We start from the raw sequence: 24,340 nt of genomic DNA on the forward strand, positions 1-24,340 counted from the left end.
CTTCGCGACGCTCGTGCGCGCCGGCTCTCTCGATTGTCTGCTCGACCACCGACATCGTTGCTACCACGAGTCGAGGGGCTTCTTGCTTCTGGCGACCTCCGCACCGTTCAGGTACACGACCACCGAGTACCCGCCACCGCTGCCCTGGCACTTCTCGAGCACAGTGCCCGACTCGCCGTTGATCGCGGCCCCGCTCACGTTCGTCTGCGTGCCGACGAGCTTGTCCTCCCCGGACTTCGCCTTGCTGTAGCACTCGACGGTGTAGGGCGCGTCGGAGAAGTCCTGGCCCTTGATGACGAAGCTGCGGACCTCGTCGGGCTTGCCAGAGACCTTCTTGCCGCCGATGACCTCGACGCTCATGCGCGCCGTGTAGTTCAGGTTGCCGATAACGGGGTCCGTCGAGGTGGAGACACCGGCCTCGTTCTTCGCGGCGACCGAGACCTTCACGGGCGTGGAGGAGAACTTCGGCACCTGGATGCCCGTGATGGCGAACGAGAGCTGCGTCGCGGGCACGCTCGTGGTGGTCGGCGACTGCGCGCCGACCTGCACGGTCACGTCGTAGCCGCTGAGACCACCACCGCTCGCAGTCGGTTCAGCCCACTCCGCCGTGAGGGTGCCGGTGAGCTCCCCCGGCGGAGTCTGGCCGTCAGCGACCTTCAGATCCTGCGGGGCCCGCGGGAGGTTGATGGGCTTGGCGCTGGTCGAGCTCGCGGGAAGCCCGTAGCCGAGGGAGTTCAGGGCGCGGACCGTCGCCGTGTAGTCATTGCCAAGGACGAGGCCGTCATCTTCCGTGAACGTGACGCCGTAGACGTCGCCGGCCGTCGTCTTGGTGAAGACCGCACCGCCGCCCGTGAGCGTCACCTCGTACCCGGTGATCTCCGGCCCGTTGGAGACGGCGCCAGACCAGTTCACGGCGAGCGTCCCCAGGGCGCCGCCCTTCTTGAGCGACACATCGCTCGGGGCGCCTGGGACGTCCTGGACCTCGACGGTCGCGAGCCCGGTCGTCTCCCGGAGCGGGTCGCCCGTCTGGTCTCCGATGCGGTAGCTGATGGTGATGGTGCCGATGAAGTTCGTCGCCGGCGCCACTCGCAGCTGCCCGTCGACGAGCGAGACGGTCGCTTCGGTGGCGGAGCCCGCGACCTCGCTCGCGGAGATGAGCGTCAGCGGGGACTCGGGGAACGGGTTGAAGTCGTTGGCGGTGACGTCCACCATGACGGGCCCGTTGCGGCGGGCGAGTTGCTCGTCCGGAACGGCGCGCGGCAGCGGCTTGGAGGTGGAGACGACGGTCACCGTGACGGTTCCGGTCTGCACGAAGTCGCGGAACGTGTAGGTGACCGTGTACTTGGCGACGGTACCGACCTTCGCGTCCACCCCAGCGGCGACCTTGACGGTGCTGCCGTCGAGACTCGATTGCAGCTCGCCCGTGCCGCCCGTGAGCTTCGAGAACTCCACCTGGGGAACGACGTCCTTGTTCGGGTGGCCGGTGGCGGTGCGGAGGTCGAAGCTCTGCTCGGTGCCCTGCTCGACGGTGAGCTGGGGTGCGACGAAGGTCGGTGCGACGTCGTAGAAGTCGGGGTCGCCGACCGTGATCGGAACGCGGATGGTCGCGATGCCGGCGTTCTGGTCGTCGGCGCTCTCCGCATCTGAGACTTGGAAGGTGATGGATGCCGGCCCGCGGAAGCCGGGCTTCGGGGTGAACTTCAGCCTGGTGTCGCTCTCCACGAGCGGGCTGCCGTCGGCCTGCTCGGCCCACACCTGCTCGGGGTTGATGAGCGAGACGCGGTTGCCGGACGGGGCACGCACGAGGTCGTTGACGTCCCACGAGATCGACTCGCCGACCTTCGCCTTCTGGGCGGGGAGGTCAGGAATGAGGAACGGCGACTGGCGCTTGGATTCCTCCGTGATGAGGGCTGGCACCATGATGAAGCCCGCCGCGGTGAGCCCCGTATCCTCGGCGGTGAGCCGGTAGACGACGATCTGCCGGACGTCGCTGAGCGAGACCGTGACCCGTCCGTCGTCCTCGACGGTCGCGGCTCCCGCGCCGGCCCCCGCGAGGTCGACCGCGAGCTCGCTGACTCTCCCGCCCGGGTTGGTGGCGCCGTCTCGCACGTCGATGCTGAGCGTCTCGGCGCCAGCGAAGTCGTCGAGGCGCACCACGTGGTCGACCGCCGTCGGAGGAAGCGTGGGCGCATCCGCGTTGATCGTGACGTGGATGAAGGCGGCGTCCTGCCCACCCTGGCCGTTGACGATCGTGTACGGAACGGAGATGGACTCCCCGTCGCTCGGCACCGTGATGATGACGGAGTCGCCGTCGACCTCGGCCTCGAGGCTCGGGTCGACGCCGACGAGCTCGGGCACGAGCTCGAGCGTGTAGCCGTTCGGGTCGGAGTCGTTCTTCAGCACGGGGACCGCGATGCGCAGGCCCGGCTTGGCGCGCACGTTGTCGTCGACCGCGATCGGGGGCGCTGTCGCGGCGGGACGGGCGACGACTCCGACCCTGATCGTGCCCTCGGCGCGCTGGCCGTACCCGTCGACGACCTCGTACCGCAGCACGTCGGTGCCCGTGGCTCCAGGGAACGCCTCGTAGACGAAGGAGGTCTGCGTGACCTCGCTCACTGAGCCCAGCGTCGGAACGTCGACGAGCTGCGTGAGCTCGACCGAGTCGCCGTCTGGGTCGATGCCGTCGAGCGGCACCTCGATGCGCACGCTCGCGCCCTCGAAGACCCTGGCGGTGTCGACGCCGGGTGCCGGCGGCCGGTTGCTCGACTCGTCGGGCGCCGTCACCTGGAAGGACACGGTCGCCCCCGCCTGCTCGCCGTGCTCGTCGACGACGGTGTAGCCGAGCGAGTAGGTGCCGGGCTCGGACGGGGCCTGGAGGCGGACGTCGTCGCCGGATACGAAGGCGTAGCCGTCTCCGACCTGCACGGTGCTGAGGGCGGGCGAGAGGGACATCTGCGCCTCGTCGGGGTGGGAGTCGTTCTCGAGCACGGAGACGCTCGTGTAGTCGCCGGCGCGCACGCGCCTCGTGTCGTCGACGGCGACGGGCGGCTCGTGCGTCACGGCGGGCTCGACCGGGACGACGACGATGTAGCCAACCGACGTCGATGCGCCGTCGGTGATCGTGTACGGGAGCTCGATGGACTGCTGGATCGCGGACTGCGAAGAGAGGCGCACGATCGTGTTGTCGATGAGTTCGACGGCGAGGCCTGCTCTGCGGGCATCGTCGGTGGTCTCCACGCTCTGCACGGACAGCACGCCCGTTCCGGTGGACACGTCGTTGCCGAGCACGTTCACGACGTTCGATTGGCCAGGGCGGAGGTAGGCGAGGTCGCGCACCGCGGTCACCTGCGCCGCGCCCTCGACGGGCTCCTCGACGTCGAAGCGGATGATGCCGACCGACGTGGCCGCCCCCGCCGAGACCGTGTACTGCACGTAGGCGGTCATGGCGCTCGCCGAGGTGAAGGTGACGGTGCCGAGGTCGGGGTTGAAGCTCGCGCCTCCCGTGTTGGTGCCGAGTTCAGCGATCTCGACGAGCTCGAGCGCCTGACCGTTGGGAGAGAGGTCGTTCACGAGCGGCTGCGCCGTGATGGAGTCGCCGATGACTCCGCGCGCGAAGTCCGGCGTGCCGATCGGCCCGAGCGTGCCGGGCGCCTCGACGCGGATGCGCAGCTCGCCGGCCACCTGCGCGGTCCCGTCCGAGACCAGGTACGGCACGACCCGCTCCCCCAGCTCTGCGCTGACGGCGGTGAAGGTGATGCGTCCGTCCGGCGTGAAGCTGACGGCGTCGCCGACGGGAGCGGTGGCGCCCTGGAGGAAGACGGGGTCGCCCTCCGGGTCCGTCCAGTCGGGCATCACGTTGTAGGAGATCTTCTGGCCAGCCTCGACCGCCACGGCGCTCGTGCGGTTCGTCGTCGGGGCCTGGTTCTCCGCATCGGCCGGCTGGATGCGGATCGTGACCCGTGCCTCCGCCACGCCTCCCGGCCTGCCGTCAGAGGCCGTGTACGTGAGCGTCTGCTCGCCCGATGCTCCCTCCGTGGCGCGGAACTGCAGGGCCCGGCCGTCGTCGATGACGCGCAGCTCGCCGAACGATGGCGGCGGGTCTGCGGAGAGACCGGTGATCGTGAGGATGTCGCCGTCGACGTCCGAGTCGTTGTCGAGGACCGTGAGGTAGGCGGTCGAACCGGCACGGACCCCGTAGGAGTCATCGACGAGCTCGGGCGGGGTGTTCTCCTCGCCTCGCTCGGCGAGGGTCGCCTCGAACGATTCCTCGGTGGCCTCGTTCTCGCCCTCCGTGCCGTCGGTGTCCTCGGGCGGGACGAGCTCGTTCCAGTTCTCGACAAGGCGCATGTTCTGCTGCGGCAGCCACACCTGGCCCGTGGCGACGTCGTTGAGCGCGACGACGTTGCGGTTGACGCGGTACAGGAGCTCGCCGAGGGGCGGCGTCGACATGGACTGCACGCTCGGCTGCTCGTCACCGCACGCGATCATCGTGACGGCGGCCTGCGCCCAGGCGGCGTGCGCGCACCCCGCGACCACGGCGGGGCGCGCCGTGCCCTGGGCGCTTGCCAGCGAGCCGTCGATGCCCGCCGGGGCCGCAGCGGCCTCGCCACCGCCGAGCGGCACGCGCAGGATGCCGTCGCCGGTCGCGAGCACCACCTCGGGGGACGCCGCGCTCTGGAGCTGCACGCGCAGCGCGCTCTCCGGCACCTCACGGGCCTGCCCGTCGATGAGGAGCGCATGTGCGGCGGTGTCGAACACCACCGGCTGCTCGCCGACGGCAGTGAGCTCGTAGTCGACGGGGGCTCCCGCGAGCGGCTCCCAGAGCTGCTCGCCGCCGATGCCCTCCATGCGCAGGATCTGCTGCTGCTCCGGTGCGACGGCGAGCACCGTGCCGAGCGAGGTCACGAGGACCTGGGCGTCGGCGCCGAGCTCCGCCACCGGCTCCGCGGTCGCGGCGTCGAACGCGAGCGGCTGCGTGGCGTCGATGAGCCAGAGCCGTCCCGTGGCCGGGTCGAGGAGCGCCAGGACGCCACCCCCGTAGGAGCTGCGACTGCCCGCGGGCGTCAGGATGCTCTCACGCAGGTCGGTGAGCGCCGGGTCGACGCGGCCGAGCGAGCCGCTGGTCTGGTCATGTAGGAAGACGGTGTCGCCGTCCTGCAGGATGCCGACATCCGCCGTCACGAGGCTCACGCTCGCGTCGAGCTCCTGGATCTGCGCGTTGAGCCGGCCTGCTCGGAGGTCCGAGCTGTTCGACACCCAGACGTCGCTGCTCTCCAGCTCGACCTCGGCCGCGGGGAAGCCCTCGTGGAGGAGGGCGAAGAGAAGGGGCGTGCCGATGAGGAGCGCCATGACAAGCGCCATCGCGAGCTGCCGGCGGCTTCGCGGGGTCGGCGCTGTTCGGCGCATGCGTACCCACCCCCAGCAGAGCTCGTCAGTGCCTCACCTCGGAGCGCACGAGACTTCATTGTGCACGAGGACTCGATGCCAGCGCGACAGGGAGTGCTGCCCGTGCCCCGGCGAGAGCGACGGCGTGCGTCTGCCCGCCGAGTGCCGTCAGCGCCGGTCGAGCGTGTCCAGGTCGTCCGGCGTCACCAGGCGAGTCGAGATGGCGTACTCGACGAGACGCGCTCGCCGGTTCGAGGCGAGCTTGCTGCGGCCGCCGCGCAGCCCGGAGACTCCGAACTTGTCGAGCTTGTCGCACACGTTGTCGAGCTTGCGGTTGAACGTCGGGAGCGTCCAGCCCAGGCGAGCCGCCGCGTCTGCCGAGCTCGGGATGACCCCGCGCCCTGGAACGGCATTGCGCAGGACATCTTCTGCGAGGGCGAGGATCAGCTCGCGCTGCGACTCGGTGAGGTGGATGACCGCCTGCGTCGTGTTGCCGGACGGCGACATGTTCACGTGCGAGGTGTTGTAGAAGTCGGACGCGGAGTGGATCGCGAAATCGTAGGTCGTCGATCCCGCCGTGAACATGACCTGCATGTGCTGGAACACGACCGGGAGCTTGGCGCCCGGCGAGAGCCACGACTGCACCTGGCCGGAGTCGTCCGTGACCGTCGCGGAGAGCACGGAGCCCACGTTCGAGAGCCACCACATGCCGAACTCCGCCTGGAGCACCAGGAACTGGCGGTGCAGGTACGGGTTCTCGTCGATCACGAGGTCGGCGTCTCGACCGATCGTGAAGGGGTCCGCGGGGTTCAACTCGTACCACTCGCCGACGAACTCGACGCGAAGCGGCCCGAGCGGGGGCACCTGGCTCACGATTCGCTCATCGGAATCCGGAATCTCGATGGACTCTTCCGGAGCCTCGTTCGCTTCCGCGGCAGAGGTGTACTTGCTCTCACTCATGACACCATCATGGCGGATCGGCGAGGTCATTGCGGATAGCAGACTTCGAGCGGCTCGGAGCTGACCTTCCCGCCGCGGCGGATCTCGACCTCGATGCACGTCACGGCGCCATCCTGCACGTTGGGAACGACGACCGAGGTCTCACTTGTCGTCGCCCCTTCCTTGCTGCCCTCGCCGAGTCTCCAGTAGTAGACGTCACCCGGCTGCGGGTCGGGGTTCGACCAGGAGAAGGTGACGGATCCGTCGGGGCTGCGGACGGCGACGGGGGCGACGAGCACTGGGGGGAAGCCGCCGGACTGGATGGAGACGGGGGTCGTCGTCGCACGGCCGATCTCCTCGTCTGCGGGGGTGAGCATCCAGGAGATCGCCGCGACGATGCCGATCACGAGCACGAGCCCTCCGGCGATGACGCCGACGAGTCCGTTCCTGGAGAGCTTCCTCGAGGAGGCGGCTGCGTTCGCCGCGCGCTCGCGGGCAAGCTCGTCTGCCCTCGACGCGGGCGCGTCGATGGTGCTGCCGGATGAGGCTCCGAACGTCCGAGCAGGGGCGGCGGGCACGGCGTCCGCACGACCGGGGGTCGTGATGGGCCGAGCCGTCGTCGGACCCGAGTCGTCGCTCGGCGCTCCTCCGGTGTGCTCCGTCTCGCGGGGCCGCCTGCCGGTGCGGGGTCCGCTGGCCGTCTCGTACCTCGCGGCGAACCCGCCCCGAGACTGCTGAGCCGCGACCCTGACCACGGCGCGCGCCGAGGTCAGCTCGGCCTTGCTGGCGCGGGCCCCCTCGTGCACCTGGGCATTGATGAGGGAGACGGGCCGCAGGCTCGTCGCGTCCGCATCGCCGCCGCCGGTCGCGGCCGTCGCCGAGATCGTCATGTTGGGCACGTCGATCGCGGTCGGTGCGTAGTTGAGCTCCAGCTCGACGCGCTGCAGCGCGTAGGCGAACTCGACCGCGCTCTGGTACCGGTGGGCAGGGTTGCGGGCCATTGCCTTGTGCAGGACGCTCACGAGCGACCGGGGCACGTCGCCGCGGAGGATCGGCGAGATGGCGCCGCGCTCGATGCGGGAGATGAGGTCGAGCGTCGTGTTCCGCTCGCCGGGGCGCTCGAAGGGAGTGTGGCCGGCGATGAGCGAGTAGATGGTCGCGCCCAGCGAGAACACCTCGCTGCGCACGTCGGGCTTGGGCTCGTCCTCGAACATCTCGGGCGGCGACCAGGGCACGGACAGGCCGCCGCCGCTGGCGGGGGGCGCCTCGACGAGGTCATCGGCCTCGGCGAGCTCGTCGTCGACGGCTGACGAGATGCCGAAGTCGGTGAGAGCGGGCCAGCCGAAGTCGTTCGTGAGGATGTTCGCTGGCTTCACGTCTCGGTGCAGGATGCCGACGGTGTGCGCCGTCGCGACGGCGCTCGAGATGCGCACGCCCGTGCGCAGCGCCTCCTCGACGGGGATCTGCTCGCGCTTGTAGCGTTCCGAGAGGCTGAGCCCGGATGCGAACTCCATGACGAAGTAGGGACGCCCATCGCCCGCCACATCCGCCTGGAAGATCGTGACGATGTACGGGTGCGACGACATCTGCGCCATCAGATTGGCCTCGCCGATGAACGCCTGCCTGCTGGTCTCGCCGAGGTCGTCGCCGCCGAGGAGCACCTTCACGGCGACGAGGCGCCTGGGGAACTGCTGCTCGTAGAGGAAGACGTCGGAGAACCCGCCGGAACCTAAGTGCTTTCGGTAGAGGTAGCCAGGGATCTCGGGCGGCTCGGCTGGGGATCGTCGCTGCCCTGCCACGGCTAGCGCCTCGCTGTCATGGCGAGGTTCCGCACAGTGAGGAAGACCCCGCTCCCGAGGTCGATGACCGTGTCCGGCATGACCGCGGTCGGCTCCCCCGCGCGCAGGCGCTGCGGGCCGCGCCCAGGCATGACGACGTCGGTCCCGTTGCGGGAGTGGAGGTCGGTGACGACGATGACGCCGCCCTCGACGGTGAGGAGCACGTGGTTGCGTGAGATGTCGGTGGCGCCCGTCAGCTTGACGTGGCGAGGGAGGACGCCACCTATCTGCTCCGCCCCCATGCTGGGCGCCCTTCCGAGCACGAGCGGCCCCGAGAGGTCGACGGTGGCTCCCGTGGACAGCTCGACGATGTACGACGCCTCTCCCCCGCCCGCGCGCTGCTCTGGCGGGTTCGGCGCAGCTGACGCCTCGGACGGGACGTCGACGGCGTGCTGCTGCCGCCGCTGGTCGGCGGCGTGGGCGGTGAGGGAGGCGAGGTCCGCCTCCGGGCGCGTCTCGGAGGAGATCGCCTGAACGAGCACGGTGTCGCCGAGGTCCCCACCGCGTGCGGCGGACTCGTGGCGGTGGGCATCGTCGACGCGGAGGTCTCGGAGGGAGCCGCCGACGATCGTGAGGCCGTCGTGCTCCCCGACCTCGTCGAGTGCCTCCGGAGCATGGAGCGCCTCGGTGCCCGCAGGGGCCGCAGGGGCCGCAGGAGCCGCAGGCTGCTCGGCGCCGCCCTCGTGGAACTCCTGGCGGGCGGCGCTGCGCGCTGAGGCCTCCTGTCGGATACGGCTCGCCTCGGCGCTGAGGATCGTGCGGCCATCGTGCTCCCCAACCTGATCCGCAGTGACGTCCGGGTCGAGGATCGGCACGGGGAAGGTCTGGACGTCACGGATCGGTGACTGGTCGAGGTTCGGCAGCTCGTCGCGGTCGAGTCGCGGCGCATCGACGTCGTCGTCGGAGCCGGGTGTCGTCGTGGCCTCGGGCGGCAGATCGAGGATGGTCGCCTCGGAGATGGCGTCGCTGCTGTGCCCGCTGTCGCCGATGTGCCTGCTCTCTTCGCCGTCTGGACCTGAAGCCGGGTCCGCGTCCGGACCGTCGGTGCCGAGCGAGTCGAGGGCCCGCGAGTGCAGGTTCGGCGTGTCGAGATCCGGGTCCGGGGCGACGACCGTCTCCGATCCCACGCCCACGGGAGCACGCGTCTCGGAGATCTCCTCGTCGCAGGCGGCGAAGAGCAGCTGGATCGGGACCTGGTCGAGTCCCCGCCGATCGTTCTCCACCGTGACCTCGACGCCTCGCGCCGACGGCAGGAGCACCTCGACCCACGTCGATGCCTCCCCCGCGCTGATGACGGCCGGTCGGATGCCGACGTGCGGTGCGCTCGGCAGCTCCTCGACGCGCAGGGGGCCTCGCGCGAAGGCACGCAGCCCGTTCCCCTCGCGCGTCAAGTAGACGAACGGGGCGACCTCGCTGAGCGGTCCTGTGCCGATGATGGCGGCGAAGACCTTGTCGAACGAGAGGGCACCGTCGGCGAACGCGAGGCGCGCGGCCCCGATGGTCCCGGTCCCCTCGCAGGCGTCACGAGGCTCGGGGCTCGGGTCCGCGGGGGTCGACTCCGCGGGGCTCGACTCCGCGGGGGTCGACGGGGCGGGCGGCCGCACCAGGAGGAGGGCATGCCGACGCTGGCGGAAGACCACCGGAGCTTCTACCTCGACCTCGTGGGGTGCCTCGGTCATGGTTACCTCGGCGTCGTGTCTTCGAAGGTGTCGTCGGGGGCCGGGGCGGCGATCGGCCCCGTCGTGACGGGCGGGGTCGCCGATGCCTGGTCGGCGTTCGCGTACTCGGAGTCGATGACGACGACGCTCACGTTGTCTCGTCCGCCGACTTCGACGGCCGTCTGCACGAGCGTCTCCGCGAGGGTCAGCTCCGGTTCCGGATCGGAGTGGTACTCGAGCATGACCTGCGAGATCTGCTCGTCGCTGAGCTCCTTCGTGAGTCCGTCCGAGCAGACGAGGAAGACCTGATGGCCGTGCACGGGCATGAGCCAGATGTCGGCCTCGACGTCGCTCTCGGAGCCGACCGCGCGCGTGATGACGTTCCGGTCGGGGTGGATGAGCGCATCCGCTGCCGAGATGAGGCCCATGGCGACCATCTCCTGCACGGCGGAGTGGTCGACGGTCACCTGCACGAGCGCGCGACCGTTCCAGCCGTACACGCGGGAGTCGCCGACGTTGAAGATCATCCAGTGCAGCAGCTCGGCGCCGAGGTCGGCGAGGTCGACGAGGGCGATGCCGGACAGCGTGGTTCCCGCCACGGCGCCTGGCCCGTCGGCTTCGGTCACGAGGTCCTGGACGGCCCGATTGGCGCGGTCGATGGTGCGCAGCACGCGGTCCGGGGTCGCCGGCTCCTCGACCTGGAACTCCTCGTCGAAGGTCGCGACGACGGTCTGGCTCGCGCGGTCGCCGTAGGCGTGACCGCCCATTCCGTCGGCGACGAAGAAGACGGGCATGCGCGCCAGGACGGAGTCCTCGTTCACCTGGCGCACGCTTCCGACGTCGCTGGCGGCGCTCACGCGCAGCGCGACGGCTTCCTCCGCGCGTGCGTACGACGAAGCCAGTTCAGTATTCACAAATAGCACCTCTGGAACTCTGCCCGGGTGGCCTGCCCCGAAGGCACACCTTGTACGCGTAGATCGCGCGTGCGTCCATTGTGGCATTGCGGGGGCGCTGCTGCGAGACCGGCCCGCGACACCGTCGGACTCTCACACCCCGTCCAGGATCGTGCCGAGCCGGTCGAGGCGGATGCGGCGCGTCACGCCGAGCCGTCCCAGGAAGCGCTCATCGTGGCTCACGACGAGCAGCGCGCCACGGTAGTCGCGTAGCGCGTCGACGAGCTGCGCCGTCGACTCCCGGTCGAGGTTGTTGGTGGGTTCGTCGAACAGCAGGAGCTGCGCGGGCGGGGTGGCGAGCAGCAGGCGCACGAGAGAGACCCGGAAGCGCTCGCCGCCTGAGAGCGAGGAGACGGGCCTGTCGACGACGGCGCCTCGCAGCAGGAACCGCGCGAGCTGGGCGCGGAGCTCCTGGGCGGCGGTCTCGGGGGCGGAGCGCTGCACGTTCTCGAGGACGCTCGCGGCGTCGTCCAGCCCGTCGAGGCGCTGGCGCAGGTATCCGACTCGGCCCGTGGACGCCGTGACCCACGCTCCCCCTCGGGTCTCGATGCGCTCGCCGCCGGCACCGGCACCGCCACCGCCACTACCGCCGGCACCGCCGAGCGACCGCGCCGACGCGGCGACCGCGTCGAGGAGCGTCGTCTTTCCGGAGCCGTTCGGACCCGTCAGCGCGATGCGCTCCGGGCCCATGATGACCAGCCGCCCCGCGGCCTCGGGCCGCGCGGGATCGGGCCGCGCAGGATCGGCGTGCGACGGTCCGGGCTCCGTCGGTTCGGCGCGCGCGGGGTCAGCGCGCGCCCCCAGCTCGAGCGTCACGAGGCGGCGGGAGGTCGCGACATCCGGGTCCGGGAGGTGGATGCGGATGCTCGCGTCGTCCCGAACTCGCCCTTCGGCGAGCTCCACGGCCGCCTCGGCCCCCGCGAGGCGCGAGTCGTGCTGGCTCCGGAGCCTCCCGGCCGAGACCTGGGCTCGCGCCTTCTGCCCGTTGAGGAGGATCTTCGGCGCGCGCTTGTTGGCCTGGGCCTTCTTCCCCGCGCGGAGGCTGCTCGCGATCTTCACCTCAGCGTCGCGGCGATCGCGCTGCTCCGATCTCAGGGCGCTCTCCGCGGATCGGAGCGCCTGCGCGGCCGCCGCCTGCTCGCGTTCGAGCTGCAGCAGGTAGGCGCTGTACCCGCCGCCCGTCACCGCCAGCGCACCGCCTCTCAACTCGGCGATCTGGTCGACGTGCTCGAGCAGCTCCTCGTCGTGGCTTGCGATGACCAGCGTGCCTCGCCACGATTCGACGAGCGCCGCGAGGCGATGCCGCGCATCCCGGTCGAGATTGTTGCTCGGCTCGTCCAGCAGCACGATGGGGGACCTGCCGAGGCGGAGCCCGGCGATGGCGACGAGCATCGCCTCGCCGCCGGAGAGGCCGCCGAGGGTGCGGGTGAGCATCTCCTCGTCGAGCCCGATGCCGCGCAGCTCGGCCGCGGCGAGCGTCTCGATGTCCCAGTCGTCACCGAGCACGTCGTAGTCGGCGGGGTCGACAGAGCCGCCCTCGATGGCGCGGAGGGCGGCGATCTTGCGATCGACGCCGAGGAGCGCGGTGACGGGAAGCTCCGTGTCGAGGGTCAGCTGCTGCGGCAGGTAGGCCACGTCCGCATCAGCTCGGACCGCGCCTCCCGTCGGCACCAGTTCTCCCGCGAGCAGGCGCAGCAGCGTCGACTTGCCGCTGCCGTTTCGGCCCACGAGGCCGGTTCGGCCGGGCGGGAAGGCCCCGGTGAGCGCATCGATGGCCGGGGACCCGTCCGGCCAGCTCAGGCTGAGGTGGTCGAACGAGAGTGGGTGGTTGTTCTTCGGTGTCGGCTGAGACACGGTGCTCCCTGAAAGTTCAGTGCGCGCACTGACACCGGGAGCCTCAGGAGGTGGGTTCGACGGGCGTCAGCGCACGGAGTGCGGTGCGGGGGCGTCGAGGATCTTCACCGGCCTGCCAATCTTCGGGGACAAGAACGCAGAGACTTTAGCACCGGACGCCGAAAACCGACTGAAGTACGCAGAGCCCGGTGAAGCACACAGCGCCGGTGAAGCACATAGACCCGGTGAAGCACACAGAGCTCGGCCGGAATGCACGAAGCCCGGTGCGAGATAATTCTCGAACCGGGCTTGTGTTGGTGATCCCAGCGGGATTCGAACCCGCGCTGCCGCCGTGAGAGGGCGGTGTCCTAGGCCGCTAAACGATGGGACCGTTTTGGCAACTCGGATATTCTGGCACACCGGGGAACGGCAAAGCAAATCGGGTTTTCAGAGTCGGCGCGTCGCCCGCCATTCCGGGCCACGACGCCGGCCACGCTCCCTGCCACGCGCCAGCCGCGCGGCGGGCCGCACTGCCGGCCGCACTGCCGGTCGATGCCCCATGGAACGGGCCACCCGTCGAGGAGTCCGTCAGTCACGAGTTGCTAGCGTTGCACTTCGTCTGGGCCTGCACGGGGCCGCTGCCATCAAGGGGGAACATGCGCCTCACCAAGCTCGAGCACTCCGCACTCTCGATCGAGAAGAGCGGCTCGCGTCTCTTCATCGATCCGGGCAAGTTCACGACCCCGATCACGGAGGCAGCCGGGACGGTCGCCATCGTCATCACGCACGAGCACGACGACCACTGGACGCCGGAGCAGCTGACGCGCATCCTGTCTCGGAATCCGCGGACGCCCATCTTCACGACGCCGTCCGCTGCGGAGAAGATCATCGCGGCAGACCTCCCCGACATCGGCGAGGTCATCGATGTCGCTGCCGGGGAATCGGTGCTGGTCGGGGGGTTCGACCTGCAGTTCTTCGGCGGCGAGCATGCCATCATCCACAGCTCGATCCCCCGCATCGAGAACATTGGCGTGCTCGTGGAACGCGGCGCCCTCTACTACGGCGGCGATGCCTACGTCGCGCCGGAGGGAGTCGACATCGATGTGCTCGCGGTCTGCGCGAACGCGCCGTGGATGCGCCTCGCCGAGTCGATGGACTACGTCGAGCGCGTGCGCCCCAAGCGAGTGCTGCCCGTGCACGAGATGCTGCTGGCCAAGGTCGGCAAGACGCTCGCGGTCACGCGTCTGCGCGAATCCGCCGATCGGGTCGGTGCGAACCTCATCGACCTGCAGCCGTTCGAGACACTCGAGCTCGACTGACGCCCGGCCGCGCTGACGCTGACGCTGGCGTGCCAGCTGGCCTGACCGGGCGGCCGAGCCGGGCCACCCGGGCAACCCTGGCCGGGCCACCTGGCGGGCCAACGTCAGCGCTCGCGGAGCAGGTCAGTGCTCGCGGAGCACGTCAGTGATCGCGGAGCAGGTCAATGCTCGCGGAGCAGGTCGATGAGCTCGCTCTTGCGCTTGCCGGAGTACCCGGTCAGCTCGAGCTCCCTGGCCCGCTTCCGCAGCTCGTCGACGGTCCAATCCTCGTAGGAGCCGGCTTCCCCGCCCTTCTTGCCGACCTCGCTTCGCCCCTTCCGGGCGGCTGCGTTCGAGATCCTGGCGGCTTTCTGCTTCGAGTTGCCCTCGTCGCGCAGCTTCTCGTAGAGCTCCTCATCCTTCAAGCTCGGCTGGCTGTCGGCGCCGGATTTCTTCTTGGCCATCGGCTGCTCCTCTCGCTCGTGAGCTGACGCTCGCCCTGTGCTCGTGCCCGCTCGATCGCGGTGCCCGCTCAGAGGTTCTTGCCGCCGGTGACGGCGATGATGGCGCCCGTTGTGTAACTGGCGTCGTCGGACGCGAGGTAGACGTAGGCGCCTGCGAGCTCGGCGGGCTGACCGGCGCGCCCGAGTGGCGTGTCCTGCCCGAAGCTCGCGAGCTTCTCCTCGTCCCACCCGGTAGCCGGGATGAGCGGCGTCCAGACAGGACCGGGGGCGACGGCGTTGACGCGCACGCCCTTCGGCCCGAACTCCTTGGCCATGGACTCGGTGAGCGAGACGAGGGCCGCCTTCGTCATGGCGTAGTCGAAGAGCCCCTCGCTCGGCTCGTACCCCTGCACCGACGAGGAGAAGATGACGGAGGCGCCGGGCGGGAGGTGCGACTCCGCTGCTCGGAGCGTGTAGATGGGCGCCTCGAGGTTCGTCGCGATCACGCGCCTGATCTCGTCGGTCGGGGTGTCGCCGATGCTCGTGCGGTCACGCTGGTAGGCGGCGTTGAGGACCAGCAGGTCAATGCCTCCGAAGGCGGCGACGGTCGCGTGGACGATCTCGGCGCAGTACTGCTCGTTGCGCAGGTCACCCGGCAGGAGGAGGCCGGTCTCCCCCGCCTCGTTGATGAGGCGCGCCGTCTCCTGCGCGTCGGCTTCCTCCTCGGGCAGGTACGAGATCGCGACCTTGGCGCCCTCCCGGGCGTAGGCGATGGCGACGGCGCGGCCGATCCCGGAGTCTCCCCCGGTGATGAGCGCGCGGCGCCCCTTGAGCCTGCCGTGGCCGGTGTAGCTCCGCTCGCCGTGGTCGGGGGCCGGCGTGGTCTCGCCCGTGAGTCCGGGCTGCTGCTGCCCCTGGCCGGGGAATCCGCCTTCGCGGAAGAGGGTGCGGGGGTCGGTGAGTGCGGTCATCGTGCGCCTCCGTGGGGTCGGTTGTGCGTCGTGACTGGCGGGAGGCTCTCATGACGAGGTGCACCCCCGGCCAAGACCGAATCAACGCTATGGACCGAACGTGGGCATTCACTGACCAGCGGGTGCATGCGCTCTCAGCTTCCTCCGCGGCGCATGCCCCAGGTTGCCGCGCGGCTACCGCGTGCGCCGCACCCCGAACGCGACGAGCGCCGCGCATCCGCAAGCCAGGACCGCCACCGCGACGAGGAGCGGGAGCATGCCGAAGGTCGGGGCGAGGGCGGAGAGGATGGCGGGTAGCGCGAAGCCGATGTAGGTGAGCGCGTAGTAGAGGCCGGTGAGTCCCGCGAGGTTGCGGCCGCCGGCCATCGCCTGCACCTCGACGAGCCCCGTGAGCATGCAGACGCCATAGGCACCGCCGAGGAGCACGCCGGCGGCGCAGGCGACGAGCGGCGACTGGACGGCGACGTTGGCGGCGACGAGGAGGGTGCCGATGGCGAGGAGCCCGAGCCCCACCGAACCAGAGGCCCCGCCGACGCGGGCGGCGATTCGGGGCACGCTCGGCTGAATGAGGAAGCCGACGGTGAGCGACACGAGCGTGAGGAGCGCTGCGAAGGCGATCTCGAGGCCCCCGAGCCGCTCGACGACGATCGCGGGCGACACGGCGAAGGCCAGCGCCGGAGCCGCGAACACCCACGGCGCCATGGGCACCACGACGGTGAAGAAGCGCCGACGATGCTCGGGCGCGATGACCACATCCACCAGCGGGCGACGCTCATGCTCCCTTCCCTGCGGGTGAGATCGATCGCCAGCGGTCTCGACGCCGCGAGCCAGCGCGACGGCCGCGACGCTCGTCAGAACGAGCTGCACCACGTAGGGCGTGATCGTGGGCCACGGGGCCCACTGGGCGAGCACTCCGGCGGCGACCGCGCCGAGAAGGAAGCCCGCCGTGATGGTGAGGGATGCGCGTCTGGCGGTGACGGCTGGCGGCACGGTGCCCGTCGAGAGCTCGCGGATCCACGTGGTTCCGACGACCATCGCGACGGCCACGGAGACGCCGGAGAGGAGGCGCCCGATCATCATGGCGGTGGGGCTCGCGCTGCCGAGGGCGAGGACGACCGCGGCGGCCACGCTCAGGGCCACGGAGACCACCATGAGGGGCTTTCTCCCGAAGCGGTCGGAGAGGGAGCCGGCGATGAGGAACCCGGGAATCAGCCCGATGATGTACGCGCCGAAGAACAGGTCGACCTGCAGGGCGGAGTAGCCCTCGACCTTCCGGTAGAGCAGCAGGAGCGGGGTGAACTGGTTGCCACCCCACGCCATCATGAGCACGGCAGGCGCGGCGGCGAGCCACGACCGCCTGTCACGCTCGGCAGGCGCGGCCGTCGGCTCGGTCATCCCTTGAGCACCTTCATCGTGAAGTGCGAGGTCACCCGGTGGACGCCGGGGAGTCGCCACATCTTCTCGCGGAGCAGCTTCTCGAAGCTCTCGAGGTCGGCCACCTCGACGCGGATGGCGTAGTCGGGCGAGCCGAACATGCGGCGAACCTCGGTGACCTCGTCGAGCTCGACGGCCTGCGACTCGAACGCCTCCACCGTGGTGTGCGCCTGGCTCGTGAGGTCGACGTCGATGAGCACCTTGAAGGCGCGTCCGACCCTGTCGGGGTTCACCTCGGCGTGGTAGCCGAGAAGGACCCCATCCTCCTCGAGGCGGCGAACTCGACGCAGGCAGGGCGCCGGGGTGAGCCCCACGCGCTGCGCGAGTTCAGCGTTCGTCAGTCTGGCGTTTCCCTGCAGTTCGCGCACGATTGCGCGATCGATGGTGTCCACACTTGATTATTGCCGAATATGGCACTGGGAGGCACGCATCCGCTCTCGGAATGCGCGGCTTCCGTGCCAAGATCTCCGCATGACCACCGCAGATCCAGAAGCGCGCGGCGCCCGCCCGCCGGGATCCGCAGCGCCCCATGCGGGCACAGCCGCGGACTCAGCCGCGGGAGCGCCCGCCAGAGTCCCGGCGACTCGCGGGGAGCGCATCCGAGCCGGACTGAGCGACTCGCTCGCGGCGGGGCTCGGAGTGGTGCCGCTTGGCGTGGCGTTCGGCGTGCTGGTCCTGCAGGCAGGCCTGCCCTGGTGGGTCGCCCCGTCTCTGTCGGTGTTCGTGTACGCGGGTTCGATCGAGCTGCTGCTCGTCGGGCTCATCGCCGCGGGCACCCCCATCGCGACGATGGCCCTCACCACGTTCTTCGTCAACTTCCGGCACGTGTTCTACGCGTTCTCGTTCCCCCTGCACCTGGTGCGTGGCCGGCTCACGCGCCTCTACTCGATCTGGGCGATGACCGACGAGGCCTACGCGATCGTCACGCCCATCCCCCGCGAGCAGCGATCCGCGACGCGGCTGCTGACCCTGCAGCTCGCCCTGCAGACGTACTGGGTCTTCGGGGGCCTGCTCGGGGTGGCGCTCGCGAGCGTTCTCCCCGGCGAGATCAAGGGCCTCGAGTTCTCGCTGTGCGCGCTCTTCACGGTGCTCGCTCTCGACGCGATCCGTTCCCGTGACGACGTGCCGTCGCTCCTCATCGCCGGCCTGAGCGTCTCCTTCGGGCTGCTCTTCGTGCCAGGGGCACCCCTCTTCGCGGCGCTCATCCTCTTCGCCGTCTCGCTCGCGGTGCGCGCGCTCTTCGCCGCGAGGCGGGACCGCACGGAGGCATCGGTGCGCGATGTTTGACGTCTGGTGGTTCGTGGGCGCACTCGCGGTGTGCGGCGGCATCACGTTCGGGCTCCGCGCCCTACCGTTCGTCGCACTCAAGCCGCTTCGCGACTCCAAGACGGTTCAGCGACTCTCGGTCTGGATGCCCGCGGGAATCCTCGCGATCCTCGCCGCCGTCACCTTCAGCGACTTCGCGAGCGAGCCGCGCACGGCACTGTGGGCCGCGCTCGCGCTCGCCGTGACGGTGGGCGTGCACCTGGGCTTGGGGCGCAGGACGCTCCTCAGCGTCGGGCTCGGCACGGCGACCTTCGTCGTGCTCGTCAACCTCTTCTAGCGTCTTCCAGCTTTGAGCGTCTTCCAGCTTTTCCGGGCCCCGTGCCGTTCCTCCGGGACCCTTCCCGTTTCTCCGAGCCCCTCCTGGCCTCGCCTGGCGCCTTTCTAGCCCTTATGCCCCCTCCTGGCCTCTGGTGACCCCTTCGAGCCGGGCTCGCTCGAGCGAGCACTCCGAGGTCGGCGCTCGCTACCTCGGCTGGCGAGTGTCGTAACTGGACTGGAATGCGCGGTGCCCGTAGCCGTCCTTGAGCATGACGACGAGGGTCGCGGTCACTCCGGCGACGACGATGGTGGCGACGACGATTCCTGTGATGATGAGCGTGATGAGTTCCATGGGGCCACCTCCGTGACGATCGACAAGTGCTGCGGATAAGCACATCCAATCGCCATATTGGCCTGGCCGTCGCGGTCCACTTGGCGCATACTGGACCCATGGAGTCGACATCTGGTTCTCGCATTTCCGCACGCACGCTGCTCTCCTTGGCTGGTGAGCTTCGTGACGACTCGTCCGCCTACGAGGCTCTCGCCGAGCGCATCCGCCTGTTGATCGTCGATGGGCGCATTCCGGTCGGGACGCGCCTGCCCTCGGAGCGCGAGCTGGCTGTGCAGTCCGGGCGCAGTCGCACGACGATCGTGGCCGCCTACCAGTCGCTGCGCGACAGCGGGCATGTGCTGAGCCGGCAGGGTTCGGGGAGCCGGGTGACGCTCCCCCGCCTCGGCAGGCAGGACCACCGCCCGAGTGGCGAGGGGGAGAACTTCGGGGTCGATTTCGCCCGCGCAGTGCCGCCGCCCGTCGAGGGGCTTGCCGAGATCATCGCCGACGCCGCGAGCTCGATGCCGCTTGCGCTCGGCGCCCCCGGGTTCGATCTCCTCGGCACCCTGTCGCTGCGCTCGGCGATCGCCGAGCGCTACACGGCGCGCGGGCTGCCGACGACGCCCGACCAGATCATCGTGACGATGGGCGCCCAGCACGCGATCTCGCTGACGGCCCACACGCTCCTCACGCGCTCGGATCTCGTCCTGGTGGAGTCGCCCACGTATCCGCACGCCTACGAGGCGATGCGCCGCGCGGGTGCTCGACTCATCGCGACTCCGGTGACCACTGGCGGCTGGGAGATCGAGCACCTCATCGAGACGATCGAGCGGATGCGCCCCGCCCTCGCGTACCTCATCCCCGACTTCCACAACCCGACGGGTGCGTCGATGCGGCCGGAAGACCGGGTGCGGGTCACGGAGGCCGCTCGGGCGGCCGGCACGATCCTCGTCGTGGACGAGACGACCGCGGACCTGTCGATCGACCGGCCGTGGGATGACGGCCCGTTCGCTCGTCACGCGCGCGGCGCGTCCCCGTTCTCCGGCTCGGGGGTCGTGACGGTCGGCTCTCTGAGCAAGGCGGCCTGGGCCGGCCTGCGCATCGGCTGGATCCGCGCCGACGCAGCTCTGATCCGTCGCTTCGTGCAGGCGCGTCCGGCTGGTGATCTGGGGACGCCGCAGATCGAGCAGCTCCTCGCGGAGCGTGTCGTGCGGGCACTCCCAGAGCTGCTGCCCCGACGCCGCGAGCAGATGCGCCTGCACCGTGACGCCTTGCACGCCGCGTTGAGCCTCCACCTGCCGGAGTGGCACGTGCCGTGGCCCGACGGTGGGCTGTCGATGTGGGTGCACCTCGCGCAGCCGGCGAGCTCCGCGATGACGTCCCTGTCGGAGGCGCGCGGCCTGGCCCTGGTCGCTGGTCCGAAGTTCTCCATCGATGGGAGCCTCGAGCGGTTCCTTCGGGTGCCGTTCACGGCGCCGGTCGCCGATCTGGAGGCGGGCACGCGGATCCTCGCCGAATCCTGGGCGCAACTCTCGGCGCGCGACGTGCGATCAATGGCGGATACGCGTCTGCCTGAGATGGTGTAGTCCATGGTTCTCTTCCTCAGCGACATCGACGGCACGCTGCTCAGCGCTCAGCGCACGCTCTCCCCACGGACGATCGCGGCGATCGAGGCGGTGCGGGCGGCCGGTCATCACTTCGTGCTGTGCTCGTCCAGGCCCCCGGAGTCGATGCGGGTGCTCGAGCGCCTGTACGGCGGCATCGGCTCGCCGCTTGTGGCCTTCAACGGCGGCTTGGTGCTGTCGGGCGACGGCGAGGTGCGGCATGACGTTCCCATCGCGTCCGCAGATGCGCGCTTCATCGCCGATCACTGCGAGGCGAGCGGCTTGCACGCGAGCTTCTTCGCCGGCGAGCACTGGTACGCGTGGGGTGAGGATGAGTGGACGGACCGGGAGCGCACCCACACGTGGGTGTTCCCGGAGCCCGCGTCGACGTTGGAGTTCGTCGCCTCGGGCGGCGTGGATGTGACGCCGCCGCACAAGGTGATGTGCATGGGTGACCCTGCCCTGGTCGATGCGCTGGAGGCGGCCCTCGCGGACCGTTCGGGCGTCGTGACGTACCGGTCGAAGGACACGTACCTGGAGATCGCGAACGCAGCGTGCTCGAAGGGCACGGGCCTGCTCGCGGTCGCTGACCTGCTGGGGGTGGCGCGGGAGGACCTCTACTACTTCGGCGACAACTTCAACGACCTGCCGGCCTTCGAGGTCGTCGGCCACCCGATCGCCGTTGCGAATGCCCGCCCGGAGGCGCTCGCGGTGGTGGAGTCGATGATTCCGAGCAACACCGATGACGGTGTCGCGGTGTTCCTCGAGGATTGGCTCGCCGGAAGCGCGGGTTGACCTGGCGCGACCAGTCCACTGACCTTCGGGTGGACCGCGACACGCCCGGGCGTCTCCGATTGGATTGCAGTATCCGGCGCCTGCCGGCAGATCACGGAGGTGGACTCATGGAACTTCTTGCTCTTGGTATCGGGGTTGTGGCGGTTGTCGCCTTCGCGGCGGAGACTGTTCGCGCCGTCCGCAAGGATGGGTACGCGCAGCGCCCCACGCGCTTCGGGTACAACACTCGTCAGCCGCAGCTCTAGTCGCAACTCTCATCGCAGCTGTCAGCGCAGCCCTCAATGCAGTGCTGCGCTCTCTCGATTGAGAGGGCTTGGTGAGCAACCGGTGCCGCCCTGGTCTTCGTGACCTCGGCGGCACTTTCGCGTTTGCGCGCCGTAGCGGGGCCCTCTGAGCCGGGTCGCGCCTCTCCGGGCCAGGCGGTGTCTCCCCGACTCAGACTGTGCCTCTCCGCGACAGCCGTCGTGGCGGTCTCAGGGTCTTCGGTTGACCCGTGGACGGGCGGCCTGAGAATCGTCGGCGCGGGAGGTGGCCGCCCGGGAGGTGGCTGCCGGTGGCGGGTATCCGCGGCGGCGTCCGGCTCTGGGAGGGACATGCTGCCCGAGCGCGGGCACGACGTGCCAGCGCCCATTGCTGCTGCGAGTCAGGGTGAGCCTCTCGCGGTGCACTTCGTGGTGGTGGAAGGAGCACAGCAGGATGCCGTCTTTCGCGTCGGTTGGTCCGCCTTCGCTCCAGGGCAGCGCGTGGTGCACTTCGCACCAGCGGACTGGTGCGCTGCATCCGGGTGCGCGGCATTGCCGGTCGCGGGTCGCGATCGCCCGGCGTTGGGCTGTGGTGAAGAGGCGTTGCTTGCGGCCGAGGTCGAGGATCTCGCCGTTGGTGTCGGTGATCGCGATGCGGATGAGTCCGTCGCACATGATCTGCGCGGCGACGCTTGGCGGGATCGGTTCTCCGGTGCGCTCGAGGTGGGGCACGTCTTCGGGGCGCGTTGCTGTGCCGTTGACACCGGCTGTCGTGGCCACGATGACGATCGTGGGTGCCTCGCCGCCGGTGCGGGGCGCGTCCGGTGACTCGGCGTAGGCGCGGACGATCATCGTGAGCGCGTCGATGCGCTGCTGCTCGATCGAGCGCGGGTGGACCAGCGGGAGGTCAACGATCTCGTCCTCACCGACGTCGCCGTCGTTGTGACCGTCATCTTCACGCCCACGAGCACCGGCAGCACCGTCAGCACCGTCGTCGCGGTCGTCAGCACCGTCAGCACCGTCAGCACCGTCGTCAGCACCGTCAGCACCGGCGTCGCGGTCGGCAGCACCGGCAGCACCGTCGTCACCACCGGGAGCACCGTCGTCAGCCCCGCAAGTACCGTCGGTGCGGCCTGCACCGGACGGGAGCTCGTCGGGTCCGAGCGCTGGGGCGAGTGGTTCCCCACACTCGGACGCGGCCGGGAACTCCACAGTTCGACGCGGAGAGAGGAGGGCGTCGAAGACTGAGATCAGCTGCTCGCCCTGCTCGGGCATCGCGACGAATTTGCCGGTGATGGCACCATCGGCGCGACGCGAGATCCAGAGCCCGCGCTCCTCGGCGATCTTGTCGGCGCGCGGCTCGTCGCCGTCGGGGTCGAGGTAGGACACCCAGGTCGCGGCCTGCACCTCGAGCACCTTCGGCACCGCCGGCTGTTCATCTTCTGGATTCAGGCCGCACGCGGACGCCACGAGCTCGATCTCGGCGCGCGCGAGCTCGTCGACATCCACCCGGTTGCCGGTGCGGTCGAGCCCCTTCGTGATTGCCGATGCCTGCGCCAGCGACATGACTCCGGAACCCACCGCCTTCGATACTTCCGCGTATCTCGGCGGGATCGGCTCGCCTGTGGCACTCATCCGCTCTCTCGTCACCCCTGCGAGCTGCACGAGGGTCTTCGCCTCGAAGGGCTTCACAGCGAGCACCTGCTCGACCATCGCCGGGAGGTTCCGGAAACCGAACTTCCGCGCAACCGTCTCCGCTCTCGGCGACTCGTCTTCACGCCGCAGCAGCTCGCCCGCGACCTCCACCAGAGCGGCATCCAGCACTCGTCGGCGAGCCGCGAGCTCACGGAGCACGACGACGATCTCAGCGTCCGGGAGACCCGTCAGCGGGCACCGCGCCTCGAGGAGCGCGTCCACGACAGCCGTCTCGCCTGAGGACTGCCTTGACGACTGCCCTGACGACTCGCCTGGCGACTCGCCTGGCGACTCACGATGCGTCTCCTGCTGAGCCTGCGATGCCACGGTAACCTCCCCCAAGATCACCATCAGACTAGCACTGGACCGAACCAAAATCTATATCAGGACCAGGTTTTCTTCAAGAAAATAGGAACTAGCTTCGAACGTGGGACCTGCTCCGAATTACCCCAGGTGAGCAGAGGAAATCCACCCGCACTTCGCCACGGGCCGCTTCCAAACGAGGAGGAGCACAGCAGCGTCCTACGCTGACGTGATGACCTACCTCCCCCGGGTCGTCGAGCACTCGGCCCTCAAGCCGGCCGAGCTCACGGCCCTTCGTGCACTCTTCGATCGCGAGTACCGCGCAGTGCACGGCGAATGGGATCCCGAGCAGCCCTACGGCTACGCCCCGGCCTCCACGCACGCGATCGTCTTCGACGCAGGAGGTTCCGCCGTGGCGCACGTCGGGTTCCAGCGACGCGAGATCACGGTCGGCCACACCCAGATCGCGGTGGCCGGCACGGGTGGCGTGCTCGTCGATGACCGACTCCGAGGCCAAGGCCTTGGCGAACTCGCGATGTCGCTCGCTCGAGGTGCGATGCGAGCCGCCCCCGACCTCGAGTACGGCTATCTGGGATGCCGGGAAGACGTCGTGCCCTTCTACGAGCGGACCGGGTGGCATCGCATCCACGTCGTCGAGCGAAGCACAGCGCGCTCGCTCCCACCCGAGACGATGGGGCGAGCGGAGACGGGCGTCGAGGCAGTCGTCGAAGCAGGCTCTCCGGTGCTCATCTCGCCGATTCGGCAGGGCGTCGATCCCTGGCCTCCCGGTGTGGTCGACCTCCGGGGCAGACCCTGGTAGGGCGGGGCGCGTAGCCGGCAACGGGCACCCGCCGACCGGCGGCGCTAGGGAGCTGGGGTCGGCCCCTCGCCTGCGCCCCCTGGCCCAGACCGTCCGGTTGCGTCTCGCGCCTCGAGCTCGCGGAGGCGCTTGAGCCGCGCCCATGGGACGAATCCGATCCACATGACGGATGCCACTGCCGCTCCCATGATCATCGACGAGATATCCATGCGAT

20 protein-coding genes and 1 tRNA gene are annotated in these 24,340 nt (G+C 69.8%); 7 read left to right on the plus strand and 14 right to left on the minus strand.

All coding sequences use genetic code 11. The annotated features are described in order from the left end of the window. Positions 1 to 60: 60 nt before the first annotated feature. The 7 genes from GV007_RS11065 to GV007_RS11095 form a co-directional block, all read right to left on the minus strand. Complete coding sequence (locus tag GV007_RS11065; protein WP_160072563.1) at positions 61 to 5,406, minus strand: Ig-like domain-containing protein; 5,346 nt, start codon at positions 5,404 to 5,406, stop codon at positions 61 to 63. A gap of 147 nt (positions 5,407 to 5,553) precedes the next feature. After that, the gene (locus GV007_RS11070) at positions 5,554 to 6,345 is read right to left on the minus strand and encodes a hypothetical protein (RefSeq protein ID WP_228502829.1); all 792 of its coding nucleotides are present in this window, start codon (positions 6,343 to 6,345) and stop codon (positions 5,554 to 5,556) included. 26 nt (positions 6,346 to 6,371) lie between these two features. Further along, complete coding sequence (locus tag GV007_RS11075) at positions 6,372 to 8,123, minus strand: serine/threonine-protein kinase (protein ID WP_160072565.1); 1,752 nt, start codon at positions 8,121 to 8,123, stop codon at positions 6,372 to 6,374. Positions 8,124 to 8,125: 2 nt separating this feature from the next. Next, entirely contained in the window at positions 8,126 to 9,841 is a 1,716-nt protein-coding gene (locus GV007_RS19220; RefSeq protein WP_236558473.1) for an FHA domain-containing protein, read from the minus strand. A 2-nt stretch (positions 9,842 to 9,843) separates the two neighbouring features. Beyond that, positions 9,844 to 10,734, minus strand: a complete 891-nt coding sequence (locus tag GV007_RS11085; RefSeq protein ID WP_236558475.1) for a PP2C family protein-serine/threonine phosphatase — start codon at positions 10,732 to 10,734, stop codon at positions 9,844 to 9,846. Between the two features lie 132 nt (positions 10,735 to 10,866). Next, positions 10,867 to 12,627, minus strand: a complete 1,761-nt coding sequence (locus GV007_RS11090; RefSeq protein WP_160072569.1) for an ABC-F family ATP-binding cassette domain-containing protein — start codon at positions 12,625 to 12,627, stop codon at positions 10,867 to 10,869. Between the two features lie 294 nt (positions 12,628 to 12,921). Beyond that, positions 12,922 to 12,997, minus strand: a tRNA-Glu gene (locus tag GV007_RS11095). A 265-nt stretch (positions 12,998 to 13,262) separates the two neighbouring features. Between GV007_RS11095 and GV007_RS11100 the strand changes: the two genes are divergently transcribed. Continuing rightward, positions 13,263 to 13,925, plus strand: a complete 663-nt coding sequence (locus tag GV007_RS11100) for an MBL fold metallo-hydrolase (RefSeq protein ID WP_160072571.1) — start codon at positions 13,263 to 13,265, stop codon at positions 13,923 to 13,925. Between the two features lie 161 nt (positions 13,926 to 14,086). Here GV007_RS11100 and GV007_RS11105 read toward each other — a convergent pair whose 3' ends face one another. The 4 genes from GV007_RS11105 to GV007_RS11120 all read right to left on the minus strand — a co-directional run bounded on the left by GV007_RS11105 (position 14,087) and on the right by GV007_RS11120 (position 17,144). Next, entirely contained in the window at positions 14,087 to 14,368 is a 282-nt protein-coding gene (locus GV007_RS11105; protein WP_160072573.1) for a DUF7218 family protein, read from the minus strand. A 68-nt stretch (positions 14,369 to 14,436) separates the two neighbouring features. Next, positions 14,437 to 15,318, minus strand: a complete 882-nt coding sequence (locus GV007_RS11110) for an SDR family oxidoreductase (RefSeq protein WP_160072575.1) — start codon at positions 15,316 to 15,318, stop codon at positions 14,437 to 14,439. A 174-nt stretch (positions 15,319 to 15,492) separates the two neighbouring features. Further along, on the minus strand, positions 15,493 to 16,713 hold the full coding sequence (locus tag GV007_RS11115) for an MFS transporter (protein WP_160072577.1): 1,221 nt from the start codon (positions 16,711 to 16,713) through the stop codon (positions 15,493 to 15,495). Continuing rightward, positions 16,710 to 17,144, minus strand: a complete 435-nt coding sequence (locus tag GV007_RS11120; RefSeq protein WP_104330679.1) for an Lrp/AsnC family transcriptional regulator — start codon at positions 17,142 to 17,144, stop codon at positions 16,710 to 16,712. The genes GV007_RS11115 and GV007_RS11120 overlap by 4 nt, the downstream gene beginning before the upstream one ends. A 79-nt stretch (positions 17,145 to 17,223) precedes the next feature. Here GV007_RS11120 and GV007_RS11125 point away from each other — a divergent pair, with 79 nt between their 5' ends. Beyond that, positions 17,224 to 18,039, plus strand: coding sequence for an AzlC family ABC transporter permease (locus tag GV007_RS11125; protein ID WP_160072579.1), 816 nt, complete (start codon positions 17,224 to 17,226; stop codon positions 18,037 to 18,039). Next, positions 18,032 to 18,355, plus strand: coding sequence for a branched-chain amino acid transporter permease (locus GV007_RS11130; RefSeq protein WP_160072581.1), 324 nt, complete (start codon positions 18,032 to 18,034; stop codon positions 18,353 to 18,355). The genes GV007_RS11125 and GV007_RS11130 overlap by 8 nt, the downstream gene beginning before the upstream one ends. 186 nt (positions 18,356 to 18,541) lie before the next feature. On the opposite strand, the gene GV007_RS11135 is transcribed toward GV007_RS11130, so the two are convergent. Beyond that, positions 18,542 to 18,688 (minus strand): hypothetical protein, encoded by a 147-nt coding sequence (locus tag GV007_RS11135; protein ID WP_160072583.1) that lies wholly within the window; start codon positions 18,686 to 18,688, stop codon positions 18,542 to 18,544. 98 nt (positions 18,689 to 18,786) lie between these two features. Here GV007_RS11135 and yczR point away from each other — a divergent pair, with 98 nt between their 5' ends. The 3 genes from yczR to GV007_RS11150 all read left to right on the plus strand — a co-directional run bounded on the left by yczR (position 18,787) and on the right by GV007_RS11150 (position 21,311). Next, complete coding sequence (gene yczR / locus GV007_RS11140; RefSeq protein ID WP_160072585.1) at positions 18,787 to 20,253, plus strand: MocR-like transcription factor YczR; 1,467 nt, start codon at positions 18,787 to 18,789, stop codon at positions 20,251 to 20,253. Positions 20,254 to 20,256: 3 nt separating this feature from the next. Continuing rightward, positions 20,257 to 21,066 (plus strand): Cof-type HAD-IIB family hydrolase, encoded by an 810-nt coding sequence (locus GV007_RS11145; RefSeq protein WP_160072587.1) that lies wholly within the window; start codon positions 20,257 to 20,259, stop codon positions 21,064 to 21,066. Positions 21,067 to 21,173: 107 nt separating this feature from the next. After that, positions 21,174 to 21,311, plus strand: coding sequence for a hypothetical protein (locus GV007_RS11150; protein WP_160072589.1), 138 nt, complete (start codon positions 21,174 to 21,176; stop codon positions 21,309 to 21,311). Positions 21,312 to 21,539: 228 nt separating this feature from the next. On the opposite strand, the gene GV007_RS11155 is transcribed toward GV007_RS11150, so the two are convergent. Further along, on the minus strand, positions 21,540 to 23,330 hold the full coding sequence (locus GV007_RS11155) for an HNH endonuclease signature motif containing protein (protein ID WP_160072591.1): 1,791 nt from the start codon (positions 23,328 to 23,330) through the stop codon (positions 21,540 to 21,542). Between the two features lie 208 nt (positions 23,331 to 23,538). On the opposite strand from GV007_RS11155, the gene GV007_RS11160 reads away from it, so the two are divergent. Further along, on the plus strand, positions 23,539 to 24,126 hold the full coding sequence (locus tag GV007_RS11160; RefSeq protein WP_160072593.1) for a GNAT family N-acetyltransferase: 588 nt from the start codon (positions 23,539 to 23,541) through the stop codon (positions 24,124 to 24,126). A 44-nt stretch (positions 24,127 to 24,170) separates the two neighbouring features. On the opposite strand, the gene GV007_RS11165 is transcribed toward GV007_RS11160, so the two are convergent. Continuing rightward, positions 24,171 to 24,335, minus strand: a complete 165-nt coding sequence (locus GV007_RS11165; protein ID WP_160072595.1) for a hypothetical protein — start codon at positions 24,333 to 24,335, stop codon at positions 24,171 to 24,173. Between the last annotated feature and the right edge of the window lie 5 nt (positions 24,336 to 24,340).

Origin of the sequence: Pseudoclavibacter sp. 8L (assembly GCF_902506465.1) — a bacterium.
GTDB lineage: Bacteria > Actinomycetota > Actinomycetes > Actinomycetales > Microbacteriaceae > Pseudoclavibacter.